This is a genomic window from Arthrobacter sp. FW306-1B-G06A, from assembly GCF_058781765.1.
Genome location: NZ_JBYSXB010000028.1, coordinates 21,745 through 33,930 on the forward strand (window position 1 = coordinate 21,745; position 12,186 = coordinate 33,930).

A 12,186-nucleotide genomic window follows, 5' to 3' on the forward strand; every position below is an offset into this window, starting at 1 on the left:
CGGGGGTGGCTTATCGCTAATGCCCGGAAAATAGAGGCTGTCCCCCGGTCCTGTCGGAGTGATCCAGCAGAATCCCTCGGGCGGCCCGCAAAATCCCGGTCTGTCTCCGCAAGGCTGCCATGGCGCACAATTGATCCGTGCGCACTTTTGGTGTGGAAGAGGAGTTGCTGATCGTCGATCCCGTTACCGGCGAGCCGCTCGCGCTTGCCGACGCGCTCCTCTCGGCCCCCGCCCACGACGGCGCCGCCCACGATGACGCTGCCCACGCCGCCCAGGATGGCACCGAACCCGGACCCACCCTCGAGGAGATCGACGGTCCCGATACCGGCCTAAGCCACGAGCTCAAACTTGAGCAGATCGAAACCCAGACCCGCCCATGCCGCAGCTACGCCGAGCTCCTGCACCAGATCCGCAGGGGGCGCGGCCTCGCCAGCCATGCCGCTCGGCGCCACGGCGCTCGGATCGCCGCGTTGGCCACATCGCCCGTGGATGCTGCGTTGCACACCACTCCGGATCCCCGGTACGCCATCATGCTCGAACGGTTCGGTATCACGGCGCACGAACAGCTCACGTGCGGATTCCACGTGCACACATCGATCGAGTCCCCCGAGGAAGGCGTGATGGTCTTGGACCGCATCCGGGACAAGCTCGCGGTCTTCACGGCGATGAGCGCCAATTCTCCCTACTGGCGTGGCCTGGCCACGGGTTTTGAGAGCTATCGGACGCAGGCGTGGAACCGCTGGCCTTCGTCGGGGCCGTCAGCCATCTTCGGGTCCCTGGCTGCTTACCGACGGGTTGTCCGGAGGCTCATCGAAACGGGAGTGCTGCTGGACGAGGGGATGGTCTACTTCGACGCCAGGCTGTCCCGGCACGTTCCCACGGTGGAGGTCCGGGTGGCCGATGTCTGCCTCCGGGCCGAGGATGCGGCGCTCATCGCGGTGCTCGTCAGGGCACTGGTTGAGACTTCTGTTCGTGAATACCATGCCGGAATAGAGCCCGCTGCCGTGCCCACTGCGCTTTTGCGGATGGCGTCCTGGCAAGCAAGCAACTTCGGACTGCGTACCGAACTGCTGGACTTCGGAACCTTTCGCCCGGAGCCCGCCGCCGACGTCGTCTGGTCGTTGGTGGAATACTTGGAACCCGTGCTCGCCGAACAGGGTGAATTCGACTTGGTCCAAACCGGCGTGGCAGCCATCTTGAGCCGTGGCAACGGCGCCATCGAACAGCGTGGTGTTGCCGGGCGCTGGAGCGAGAGCAACGGGAGCGCGCCCGACGCCGCCGGGCTGGCCGCCGTCGTCGAGCACGCCGTCCAGATCACGATGCGCTCAGAGAGGGACGAGAGCGACACCAAGCCGCAACCCGTCCTCACCTGGGTGCGCCAGGACTGGCGCGAAGCGCCCGGCTAGACCTGCTTGAGGGCCCGCTCGAGGTCCCCGATGAGATCGTCCACATCCTCCAGCCCCACCGAAAGCCGCACGACGCCGTCGCTCAGGCCAATTGCCGCGCGGCCTTCCGGACCCATGGCACGGTGCGTGGTGGTGGCGGGATGGGTGATGAGGGACTTGGAGTCGCCGAGGTTGTTCGAGATGTCGATGACGGCGAGCCCGTCCAGCAGCGCGAAAGCGGCCTCCTTCGCCGATCGCCCCGCGGAGGGGAGCAGCTCGAAGGTGAGCACAGTTCCGCCGGCCTTCATTTGCTTTGCGGCGAGCTCGAACTGCGGGTGCGACTTCAGCAGCGGGTACTTGACCCAGCTGATGGCCGGCTGTTCCTCGAGCCACTCGGCGATCCGCAACGCAGACGCCGAGGAGTGGTTGACGCGCAGCGCCATCGTCTCCAGGCCCTTGGTCAGGACCCAGGCGTTGAACGCGGAAAGCGACGGACCGGTGTGCCGCATGAGCTGCTTGACGGGACCGTCGATGAACTCCTTGGTGCCCAGGATCGCTCCGCCGAGGACCCGGCCCTGGCCGTCGATGTGCTTGGTGCCCGAGTAGACAATCACGTCTGCTCCGAGATCGCCGCAGCGCTGCAGGAGGGGGGTGGCGAAGACGTTGTCGACGACCACCGTGGCGCCGGCCGCGTGGGCCAGCTCGCTCACCGCGGCGATGTCCACGATTTCCTGCATGGGGTTCGACGGCGACTCGAAGAACACTGCCGTTGTCGGCTCGGACAGGGCAGCACGCCACTGGTCCAAGTCAGGCCCGTCGACGAATACGGTCTCGACGCCCCAGCGCGGCAGGATCTCATTGAGGATGACGAAACAGGAGCCGAAGAGCGAGCGGGCGGCAACTACGCGGTCACCGGCAGCAAGCAACGCACCGAGGGCGGTGAAGACAGCGGACATGCCCGACGCCGTCGCGAAGCACGCTTCGGTGCCTTCGAGCAGGCGGAGGCGCTCCTGGAAGGTAGCTACGGAGGGGTTGCCGTAACGGGAGTAGACGAAGCGTTCGTCCTCGCCCGTAAATGCTCGCTCGGCGGCTGCGGCGGACTCGTAGACGAAGCCGGAGTTCAGGAAGACGGCCTCGGACGTTTCCTGGAAGTTGGTACGGTCAAGACCGCCGCGGACGGCCTGGGTGTCAGGGCTCCAGCTGGCGGCGTCAGGATTGAAAGTCACTTAGATGTTCCCCAGGTTCGTCGGAAGTCCACGGTTTTTCCAGCCGTTCACGGTTCGCTCGCCGTAGCGGTCCGGCTCGCCCTCAAAGCCCTCGAGGACGTTGTAGGAGGTGTAGCCGGCCTGGGTGGCGGCAATCGCGGCGGCGATGGAGCGCTGTCCGGAGCGGCAGAGGAAAACCAGTTCGGTGCCGTCCGCCTCCGGGGCCTGCTGCGTCAACTCTTCGATGAAACGGGTGTTGGGGATGCCTCCGGCCAGGTTCCACTGGATGAACAGGGGATCGTTCTCGGTGGCTTTGGTGTCCGGGATGCCGATGTGTGCCCACTCGCCTTCGGTGCGGACGTCCACCAGGATGGCGCCCTGCTCGAGCTTGGCCCAGGCGTCGTGCGGGCTGAGGTCGCCTGCGTAGCTCATGCGTGGCCCTCGCCGTCGAACTCTTCATCCAGCTGGTCCACCGCATTGGCAACGGCGGCATCTGCGCTCGCGATTGCCGCGGGCAGGACGATGGCCTGTGCCACGATTACGTCCGTGCCGTTGAAGGTCGCGGCCGGGCTGCCGTGCAACACGTATCCCTCCGCGAGGGCGGTGGAGATCCGCTCGCAGAATTCCTTGGTGTCAGGGCCCGTGATGAGACGGTACGAGAGTTTTTCTTCGGTGGGTTCAGGCATTGGTGCTCCTCAGTCACGCTTGCAGTTCGAAAGTGTCGATACGCCGAGTAGTCACCTGAGGCACCCCGCCGGAGAGAGGGTTGCCGACCAGCAAGTCAGGGCTTCGCGCTGGTGCTCATTACTCAAGAAGAAAAATAACATCCACGACGGCGGCCTGCATCACCGGCCGACGTCATGTTCCGTAACCGGACGGCAGCCAGGCTGGCGAGGGCTGGGGTGCCAGCGTCCTAGGACTCGGTTTCATTGGGCAGCGGTTCCAGGCTGGCCTGGATCCGGGGTGGAATGGCGTCGAACCGCGATGCTACTGCCGTAGGGGAGTGATGAAAAGTGGAACCTTGATGCTTCCGGATTTCCAGCAGTTCGTGGACGGATATCCCGGTGGCCGTGGCGAGTGCATGCAGCGAGAGGCTGTTGTGATGAGCCAATGCAAAAACCACACCCGACAAGGCTTCGAAACCTTCTGTCTCGTAGATTTCCTTCACCAGGTTGGACATGCCATTTGCATCATCGATTGATCCCGCTGACGCACCAGTCGCCATGGCCGTCAGGGACCATGCAGCAGAGTCGGGGCTGATGTAGATGCTCATGTCGATACCCTACGGACTCAGGCCCGCTTGGGGAATGGGCGATACGTTTATCTTTATGGCAGCACTCACCGACCTTGACCGCCAGCTCCTCTCCGCTCTCCGGGAGGACGGCAGGGCCTCCGTGGCGAGCCTTGCGCGCAAGCTGGGCGTTGCTCGGGCCACCGTGAATAGCCGGCTTGAGCGTCTTGTCTCCTCGGGGACCATCGTTGGCTTCACCGCGAGGGTGCGCGACGAGGTGGATCCACTTGCGATCCGGGCCATTGCGCTCATTGCCGTGGAGGGAAGGTCGGCGGACAAGGTCATTCGCCAACTCCGCGGACTTCCCGAGATTTGGGCGCTACACACCACGAACGGCGGTTGGGATCTCGTGGCCGAGTTGCGCACGGAAAGCCTCAGCGACTTTGACCAGGTGTTGGGCAGGATCCGCGGGATCGAGGGGATCGTCAATAGCGAGACGAGCCTGCTGCTCAGTTCCGTCCTGCGATAGTCGCTTTTATGACGGACGCCTGCCGTTGATCATTGTGTGCATAAGCAGTCATCATTTTGTGCATGTTTTCAATGAAAAGTACGTACTTTGGCAATTGTGGATGCATATCGCCGCTCCGTAGCCTCGTAGCAACAGTGCTTATGAGGGAAAGGAGCGCACATGACGCGCTTTGTCGATGTCCGCAATATGGTTCGTTGGACGGCCGGACGGGGCCCGGAGACCATCATCTCGGAGATGATGCAGTACCTGGAAGACGACTTCCGGCGGTGGGAATCTTTTGACAAGACTCCGCGGGTGGCAAGCCACACGCCATTTGGCGTCATCGAGCTGATGCCCACCAGCGACCAGGAAACCTACGGCTTCAAGTATGTAAACGGACACCCCTCGAATCCCGCGCGCGGCTTCCAGACCGTGACAGCTTTCGGTGTCCTGTCCGACGTCCACAACGGCTACCCGACGTTCCTTGCGGAGATGACAGTTCTGACAGCGTTGCGGACGGCGGCCACGTCCGGGATGGTCGCAAAGAGACTTGCGCGCCGCGATGCCCGGATCATGGCGATGATCGGAACCGGAACCCAATCCGAATTTCAGGCGCTGGCCTTCCGGGCGGCCCTGGGTATAAACAGTGTGAGGATCTGGGACACGGCCCCGGCAGCGATGGAGAAGTTCGTCCGGAACATGGCTCCCCTCGGCTTCGAGATCACCATCGCAGGCTCAGCGGCCCATGCAGTGGAGGGAGCCGACGTCGTCACCACGTGCACGGCGGACAAGGCCAACGCCACCATCCTGACGGCAGACCAGGTTTCGCCCGGAGTCCACATCAACGCGATCGGAGGCGACTGCCCAGGGAAGACTGAACTCGACGCTGCCATCCTCGGCATCGGTGACGTCTTTGTGGAGTACGATCCCCAGACGCGGATTGAAGGCGAGATCCAGCAAATGTCCGCCGATTTTCCCGTCACCGAATTCTGGCAGGTCCTGGCCGGGCACGCTCCGGGCCGGACCTCCAGGGACCAAATCACGATATTCGATTCCGTGGGCTTCGCGATCGAGGACTTTTCCGCCTTGCGTTATCTCCGCGATGCCGTCGAGGGTTCGGAGTTCTTCGAGGAGATTGACCTCGTCGCTAATCCCGATGACCCCAAGGACCTCTTCGGCCTGGTGCGGGAACTGTCGCCGATCGGCTCCTGAGATGCCCAACTGGTCCCCACCGCCACCCTCGCCTCGCAAGTCCCCGTCGGCTCCCAGCCTTCGCGAGCTCAGGCAGGGACCCTCGCCGGCGGGCCCCACGGCCAGGGAACCCGGGCGGCGTGGGCCCACGCATTTGTTGTCGTTTTGGAGCCTCTAAACGACAACTACTGCTAGTCAGTTGGGTGGGAGAAGCCTGGTGCGCCGGCCCCAGAACCGGCGCACCAGACGTTTTATCCGGGCATCCCGCCTGCCCAGCCCATCCCGCCGGCCCCGGCTACACCACCGCCAGGCGCAGGATCAGCTCGGCATGCCCGGGGAACCTCATGACGAGCGACTCGATGTCCCGTGCCGTTGGTTTCGCGGAGTCCGATCTCTCGTATCCCGGTGCGAGGCTGCAGCTCACCAAGGCGAACCCCGGCCCGGCCAACTCGGCACCGAACCAGGTGGAGTTCGGGGCAACTCCTTGCAACATCTCGCCTGCTTCCGGATCCGGCCCCAACAAGGCTTCGGTATAGCCAAAGTCCTGAAGTCCGAGCTCCCGGGAGAAGACGTGCAGCCTGATCGGTGTCCCCACGTGGAAGAACCACAATTCGTCCTGCTTGAGGGCGTGCAACTGGAGGACCTCACCCGCCTCCAGCAGGTACCAGTTGGAACTGTAGAGCGGATGGTCGACGCCGAAACGCGGAGGCAGCGCCGATCCGGCGATGTCCTCGTTGCTCACGAGCGCGGGCGCGAACCAGCCGCCCACGCTAGCAGGGGACATGTCCAACCGTTTGATCCAGTCCTCTGCGAATCCACTCATGTGACCGGGTCCTTCAGTGAGAAGCAGACGGTGATGCCGATGATGTCCTTGCTGCCCGGGGCCCGCAGCAACCCCTTTTGGGTCACGATGTCCACATTCACCATGCCGCCGTCCTTGCTGGGGACGGCGATGGTCTCGTGGAAGTTGAGCAACGGCTTTCCGCTCGCCATTACTTCCTTGTCGTGCGCAACGTGTTCCGCGCGCGAGTCCTGGTGCCCGATCAGCTCCGACTTATCCATGCCCACCAGGTCCGCGAAGTTCTGGTTGACCCACAGGAAGACCGAATTCGCGTCCTTCACCACCCAGTACACGCCGTCCTGCCTGTCCAGCACATCGGCGACACTCATAGGCGGAACCGTGGGAAGGAGCGCCGGGTCCAGCGCCGGGGCGACAGTCATGGCGCTGCCGCCGCTCCGCCGTCGGCCTCGAGTCTTTCGGCGAGGTCTTGCGCCAAGGCGACCATTGTCATGGTCGGGTTCCACGAACCGCCGGTGGGCCAGAGGCTGCCGCCCGTGACAAAGACGTTCTGCACGCCGTTGAGTCGGTAGTCGATTCCGACGACGGCGTCCTCCTCTTCGCCGATCGGCAGGCTCGAGCTTTCGTGGACCAATCCCGGAACGCGGCGCTCCGGGATGGCGGGACGCTCGGCACCCCAGGTTCCGTCGTCGGGATCTCCGCGCCAGTATTCGACCCGCTCCGCGCCGGCCGGGGAGAGGACCCGCTCCAGCATCTGGAAGGTTCCCTCGTCCATGGTGTCCCAGGTGTCGTCGTCGGTGGCGTTGGCCAACACCTGCAAGGTGACGTTGCAGGTGGGGTCCGCTCCGCCGGAAAGCCGCAAGTGGTTCTCCGGGTTGCTTTCGTCCAGTTCGCCGAGGACGGCGCAGACGAACACCAGGTAGTCCTCCGAGGACCGCAGCTGCGCGAGCGAAGCCGTGGCGACGACGTCGGGGGCGTAGCGTTCGGACTTCTGGGCGTTCTTGTCCGGGCAACGGTCCGAGAGGACCGAAAGCTGGACGTGGTACTGCATGCCGGCCGGGCTCTTGCCCGCCAAATAGATGGCCGCCAGTTCCAGCTCGCCGAGTTGTCCGCTGAAATCAAAATCCTCGCGGGGAACCCTGGCCACCACCGAGGTGATGAAGTGGGCGCTGAAATGCCCGCCGGCCCCCTGCACCTGCGGGAAGGAATTGAGGACCAGCGTTGCCGGTGGAAGCGTGCCCATGGCCAGGACCAGGTTGGCGTTGCCGACGTTCACTACGCCGCGGTTGGTGTTCAACGCGGTGGCCCGTCCGTCCTGCTGGAGCACGCTCAACACGGTGCAGTCCGTGACCATGCGAAGAGCCGCGCCCTTGCCTTGGGCCTCGAGGGCTGCTTGCTTGTCCGTCAGTTCAAGGAGGACTGCCGGCGTCGAGAACTTCGCGAAGTCCACGCCCGACGTCGCGCCAGTCGCCGCAGCGAGCGGTGCGGGCATGCTGCGGGTGGCGGAATCGATCTTGTGCAGGCCTGCCTCAAGCCGTTCCTGCAGGGCTTTCTGCATGATTCCGTAGACCGGCCGGGTGTCGTTGATGAGATCGACGACGTCGGCCGACCGGCCGGCGTCGATCTGGTCCGCCGAAACCACGTTCAGGAGGTCTTCCGCGGACGTGAAGTGAGACTTGGCGGCGTCCATCACTGCCCGCGGCCAGCCCCGCATTTCATCTTCCTCGGGGCGGGGGCACCATGCGCTCCACATGATGCTTCGTCCGCCGTAGAAAGGGACCATGCCGTGCTGCCACGAAATCTTGCCCGGCGGCTGGGTGGCGGTGGCAGCTGCCAAGGTCCACGGGAAGGTCTCCGAGAGGCCTCCCAGGGTCTCCTTGTAGGGCAGCGGCAGGTTCTGGAAGTGCTGCGGCAAGAAAAACGGACCCCGTTCAATGATCAGGATCCGTGCGTGCGGGTTGACTGTCAGTGTCCGCTCGGCGAAGGCGTAGGCGCAGAACCCACTGCCGATGACGATGTGGTCGAATTGTTCCTCTTCGCGGACTTTTTTCCATTCCCCCTCGGAGAGGAAGAAAACGTGATCCATGACTTTCTGGGGCGAGGGATCCTGGGGTCCGGGCGTGGGAAACCCGTGATTGAAATTCTGGGACGAAGAAACTGCACTCATAACGATGCCCTCCATCAACTTTGCTGATTCCACGGCACCGTGAAACCAGGTGCCCACTGGGCCTAGAGGCAGATCACCCTTCCCCAGCAGAGTTCACGGGACTAGTTAACTACTGCCGCCATGGCGGCACAATAGAGTTCGGTGAGGATCCACGGTCGGCGGCTGAAATCCGCCGGCAAGCCGCGGCTATTGAAGGTCTTCCGGTTCCGTCGAGGGCCCAAGTGGCCCGGGTGTCCGATGCGGCAGGGGCGGGCCGGGATGTGGCGGCCGGGGTACATGTTTGTGCAGGTGCGGCGGATGCGGGGCTGGGTGTGGCGGGCCACCGTGCGGCGGATGCGGGGCACCGTGCGGGGCTGGGTGAGGCGGACCGCCGTCGGGCTCGGTCTCCCCAGCTGAGGCTTCGGGCACCGTCCCGGCTCTCTCGGGATCGGTTCCCGTGGCGGCATCGTTGGATTCCTCCGCCGCGAGCCCGTAATAGCTGTAGAGTTCCTGTTCCTGCGTCTCCGTGATCACGCCGCGGTCGCTCTCGATGCGCGGGCCGTTCTTCACTTTGTCCTTGGCAAAGGCCACCCTGATCACTGAATTCTCAATGCTGGCTCCGGAAAGCGGGGCGAAAGACTCGGACATGCCGAACAAGCCGGTCCGCACGGTGACAAACACAGGATCCCCGGAATCACCGCTCGTGAAGACCTGTTCAACTGAACCGATTTTCTCCCCGGCGGCGTCTACCACAATCCCTCCGTTGAGGACGATGTTGTCGATGTCCCGCAGGCTGAGCATGATGCAGATCCTTCTCGTATCGGGGTTCCGGCGGTACCGGCCAAGCTGTTCTACATTCTGTCCTGAATCTTCGCGCCCGGCGACAGGGTCCGTCTCTGCCGAACGCACTCACTGGCCAGCGATTGCCAGCACTGCCACCGCTGCGAACACCGTCAGAGGCGCAACAATCAGGCCGAAGATCGCATAGCCCTTCCACGTAATCAGCACATTCATGCGCATGAGCCGATCGTGCCACAAAAGGGTGGCCAAGGAGGCCCACGGTGTGATGATCGGGCCCGCATTGACTCCGATCAGCAAGGCCGCCATTCGCACAGGCGACCCGGCCAGCGGTTCTGCCAGCAGGTACGCAGGCAAATTGTTGAGGACATTGGAACCGGCGGCGCCTGTCGCGGCAAGCCGAACCAGATCCATAAAGCCCTGGCCTTGTCCGGCCAGCTGACTCAGCAACACGGGAGCCCCCAGATGCCTGGCTGCTTCCATCACCAGAAAGAGGCCGGAAGCGAACAGCAACAAGGACCATGGAATCAGCGACACCTTGAGAACCCGCGGGCGCCGTAACGCGAACACCACACCAAGAACCACTGCACCGGCCAGGGCCGGGATCCAGACCGGGACCCCGGACACCAGCGCGGGTAGCAGCAGCGCCAGCACCACGGCGCTGCACGCGAGCAGGACCCGGTCCGCCGCAGGCCTGGAATCAGCCCCGGCCGGCTGATCCGGCCTGATCCGTCCGACCGGGATCCGTGAATAGCGGTTGCGCAGATCCCGCCGGAAGACGACGGCGATGAACAGCAGGGGTACGACGACGGCGGCAAGCGAAGGGGCCCACATCAGGCCGGCAAACCCGCCCGGAGTAATACTGCCAAGGCTGTGCTGGGCCAGAAGGTTGGTCAGGTTGGAAATGGGCAGCAGCAGGCTTGCCGTGTTGGCCAGCCACACCGTCGTCAGCGCGAAGGGCAGGGCCGGCAGTCCGGCTTGCCGCGTCACGCTGACCACCACGGGGGTCAGCAGCACCGCCGTCGTGTCCAAAGAGAGGAAGACGGTACTCAGCGTCGCGAATGCCGCCAGTAACAGCCACAAAAGAATGCTGTATCCGCGGCCCCAATAGCGGAGCCGGCGGGCAGTCCAAAGGAACACTCCAGCCTCACTGCACAGCTCAGTAACAACCGTCATCGCGACGACAAACAGCAGAATCGGCGCCACCCGATCCACGAGTGCCACTAGATCGGTGAAAGGCAGGGCGCCGGTGGCGATCGCCACGGCTCCGGCCGCAAGGAGCACCGCTCCAATGATCGCCAGACGCATGAACGGAGTCTATTCCCCGGCTAAGCTCGGATCACATCGATACTGACTGAATCCCTGCTTGACGGAAAACAGAGGTGCAACCGTGACGCTTGCCGAAGACAACCTCAACCAGCCAATTCGCATCCAATTCGAGGCATTCATCGATGAGCACCGGCGCGCGCTCAATGACTGCTTGAACGGGTTGACGGAGGAACAGGTCCGGCGGTCATTGGTGCCGTCCCGGACCACCCTGCTGGGCCTCGTAAAACATGCGACCTTCGTGGAGAAGGTCTGGTTCGACGAAGCCATCACGTGCCGTTCGCGCGCGGAGATCGGCATCCCTGCGACGCCGGATGAATCTTTTATCCTCGACGACGGCGACACCATCGCTTCAATCCAGCAGGCACACCGCGAGGCATGCGAAGCATCGCGCCGGGCGTCATCGTCCTTGGGGCTCGACGACATGCTCAACGGCAACCGACGCGGCCCGCTCCCGCTGCGCTGGGTGTACCTCCACATGCTGCGCGAGCTTGCGCAACACTGCGGGCACGCGGACATCCTGCGGGAACAAATCACCGCACCCAAGTGACTCGCAATAGATGTCGTTTAGGGCGCTCTAAACGACATCTACTGCTAGTTAGTTGGGCAGGGGAGCCAGTTGGCGCGAAAACCCTACTCGATCCCCGCGAACAGCTCGTTCAGCTCGGCCGTCAGCTGTTTGCGCATTGCCGGCGTGCCAATCTCCCTGCCATCCACGTGGTTGACGGGCGCGATGAGCCGGATGCTCGAGATCAGCCACACCGCGTCCGCGTCGAACAGGTCTTCCGGGACCAGCGGGCCGTAGCCGAGCTCCCAGCCCGCTGCCTTCGCTTTGGCGAAAAGCGCGTCTTGGGACGTGCCGGGCAGGATGCCGCTGTCCAGCTGCGGAGTGATGAGGCGCTTGACCGTGCGCGCCGAGCCGGCGCCGTCGTCGACCGTTTCGACATGGGCAAGCAACACCGTGGAGGTCGGGCCCTCCAGGACGCGGCCGTCCGTTGACGTGAAGATTGCGTCGTCCGCACCTTGCTTGTGCGCGTAGCGCAGCGCGGCCATGTTCACCGCGTAGGAGAGCGTCTTGGCGCCGAGCAGCAGCCAGGGGGCGCGGTCGCCCGCCTCCGTGTCAAAGCCACGGTCAAGGAGTACGACGTCGATGCCCGTCTCGCGCTGCCGGCGACTGCCCGCGGGGGACGGCGAAGCCTGGATCCAGCACGTGGGAGTCGAGGCGCCTTCCACCCCGCGCGTCACCAGCAGCTTGACCACTACCTCGTCTTCGGCCGGGCTCGGCGCGGGGAAGGCGTCCCGGAATTCGGTGATCGCGGTGTCGATCGCCCGGCGCCAGACGTCCTGCCCGGGAATGTTGAGGTCCAGTGCGCGGGCTGAGCTCTCAAGCCTGTTCAGGTGCGCTTGCACCTTGCGCGCACGGCCCTCGACGGCGAGCAGCGACTCGAAGACGCCGTCGCCCCGGGTGGCGCCCAGGTCGGTTGCCATGAGCTGTGGCTGGCTGGAATCGGCGACGCGGCCGTTTTCGAACGCTGGATCCAGGAAAACGAGGACCGTCGAGGCAGGTAAAGTCATGCTTCCAGCTTAGTGCTGGCCC

The 12,186-nt window shown here is 64.1% G+C and carries 14 protein-coding genes and 1 riboswitch; of the genes, 4 read left to right on the forward strand and 10 right to left on the reverse strand.

The genetic code is table 11. The features are described 5' to 3' along the window. Nucleotides 1–137 precede the first annotated feature (137 nt). A complete protein-coding gene (locus AC3WJM_RS15005; RefSeq protein WP_284991153.1) occupies nucleotides 138–1,406 on the forward strand; it encodes a glutamate--cysteine ligase 2 in 1,269 nt (422 codons plus the stop codon). Here AC3WJM_RS15005 and AC3WJM_RS15010 read toward each other — a convergent pair. The 4 genes from AC3WJM_RS15010 to AC3WJM_RS15025 all read right to left on the reverse strand — a co-directional run bounded on the left by AC3WJM_RS15010 (nucleotide 1,403) and on the right by AC3WJM_RS15025 (nucleotide 3,863). Continuing rightward, nucleotides 1,403–2,611 carry an O-succinylhomoserine sulfhydrylase gene (locus tag AC3WJM_RS15010; RefSeq protein WP_059389850.1) on the reverse strand — a complete coding sequence of 403 codons (1,209 nt, stop codon included), beginning with the start codon at nucleotides 2,609–2,611 and terminating at the stop codon, nucleotides 1,403–1,405. The genes AC3WJM_RS15005 and AC3WJM_RS15010 overlap by 4 nt on opposite strands. Next, a complete protein-coding gene (locus tag AC3WJM_RS15015) occupies nucleotides 2,612–3,022 on the reverse strand; it encodes a rhodanese-like domain-containing protein (RefSeq protein ID WP_059389851.1) in 411 nt (136 codons plus the stop codon). It lies immediately after the preceding gene. Further along, nucleotides 3,019–3,276, reverse strand: a complete 258-nt coding sequence (locus AC3WJM_RS15020; RefSeq protein ID WP_028267606.1) for a DUF1737 domain-containing protein — start codon at nucleotides 3,274–3,276, stop codon at nucleotides 3,019–3,021. Before AC3WJM_RS15020 ends, AC3WJM_RS15015 begins: the two co-directional genes overlap by 4 nt. A 10-nt stretch (nucleotides 3,277–3,286) precedes the next feature. Then, nucleotides 3,287–3,399, reverse strand: a riboswitch (SAM riboswitch). 104 nt (nucleotides 3,400–3,503) lie between these two features. After that, entirely contained in the window at nucleotides 3,504–3,863 is a 360-nt protein-coding gene (locus AC3WJM_RS15025) for a hypothetical protein (protein WP_284991154.1), read from the reverse strand. A 55-nt stretch (nucleotides 3,864–3,918) separates the two neighbouring features. On the opposite strand from AC3WJM_RS15025, the gene AC3WJM_RS15030 reads away from it, so the two are divergent. Both AC3WJM_RS15030 and ocd read left to right on the forward strand, forming a co-directional pair. Then, complete coding sequence (locus AC3WJM_RS15030) at nucleotides 3,919–4,350, forward strand: Lrp/AsnC family transcriptional regulator (protein WP_059389854.1); 432 nt, start codon at nucleotides 3,919–3,921, stop codon at nucleotides 4,348–4,350. A gap of 159 nt (nucleotides 4,351–4,509) precedes the next feature. Further along, a complete protein-coding gene (ocd, locus tag AC3WJM_RS15035; RefSeq protein WP_492272264.1) occupies nucleotides 4,510–5,541 on the forward strand; it encodes an ornithine cyclodeaminase in 1,032 nt (343 codons plus the stop codon). A 274-nt stretch (nucleotides 5,542–5,815) separates the two neighbouring features. Here ocd and AC3WJM_RS15040 read toward each other — a convergent pair whose 3' ends face one another. The 5 genes from AC3WJM_RS15040 to AC3WJM_RS15060 form a co-directional block, all read right to left on the reverse strand. After that, on the reverse strand, nucleotides 5,816–6,343 hold the full coding sequence (locus tag AC3WJM_RS15040) for a cupin domain-containing protein (RefSeq protein ID WP_059389855.1): 528 nt from the start codon (nucleotides 6,341–6,343) through the stop codon (nucleotides 5,816–5,818). Then, nucleotides 6,340–6,741, reverse strand: coding sequence for a PAS domain-containing protein (locus tag AC3WJM_RS15045; RefSeq protein ID WP_059389856.1), 402 nt, complete (start codon nucleotides 6,739–6,741; stop codon nucleotides 6,340–6,342). The genes AC3WJM_RS15040 and AC3WJM_RS15045 overlap by 4 nt, the downstream gene beginning before the upstream one ends. Next, the gene (locus AC3WJM_RS15050) at nucleotides 6,738–8,486 is read right to left on the reverse strand and encodes a GMC oxidoreductase (RefSeq protein ID WP_441432960.1); all 1,749 of its coding nucleotides are present in this window, start codon (nucleotides 8,484–8,486) and stop codon (nucleotides 6,738–6,740) included. The genes AC3WJM_RS15045 and AC3WJM_RS15050 overlap by 4 nt, the downstream gene beginning before the upstream one ends. 186 nt (nucleotides 8,487–8,672) lie before the next feature. Then, complete coding sequence (locus AC3WJM_RS15055) at nucleotides 8,673–9,266, reverse strand: PRC-barrel domain-containing protein (RefSeq protein ID WP_492272265.1); 594 nt, start codon at nucleotides 9,264–9,266, stop codon at nucleotides 8,673–8,675. Nucleotides 9,267–9,374: 108 nt separating this feature from the next. Beyond that, the gene (locus AC3WJM_RS15060) at nucleotides 9,375–10,571 is read right to left on the reverse strand and encodes an SLC13 family permease (RefSeq protein ID WP_492272266.1); all 1,197 of its coding nucleotides are present in this window, start codon (nucleotides 10,569–10,571) and stop codon (nucleotides 9,375–9,377) included. 82 nt (nucleotides 10,572–10,653) lie between these two features. Here AC3WJM_RS15060 and AC3WJM_RS15065 point away from each other — a divergent pair, with 82 nt between their 5' ends. Further along, on the forward strand, nucleotides 10,654–11,139 hold the full coding sequence (locus tag AC3WJM_RS15065) for a DinB family protein (RefSeq protein WP_059389858.1): 486 nt from the start codon (nucleotides 10,654–10,656) through the stop codon (nucleotides 11,137–11,139). Nucleotides 11,140–11,222: 83 nt separating this feature from the next. On the opposite strand, the gene AC3WJM_RS15070 is transcribed toward AC3WJM_RS15065, so the two are convergent. After that, the gene (locus AC3WJM_RS15070) at nucleotides 11,223–12,164 is read right to left on the reverse strand and encodes an aminodeoxychorismate lyase (protein WP_492272267.1); all 942 of its coding nucleotides are present in this window, start codon (nucleotides 12,162–12,164) and stop codon (nucleotides 11,223–11,225) included. Nucleotides 12,165–12,186 lie beyond the last annotated feature (22 nt).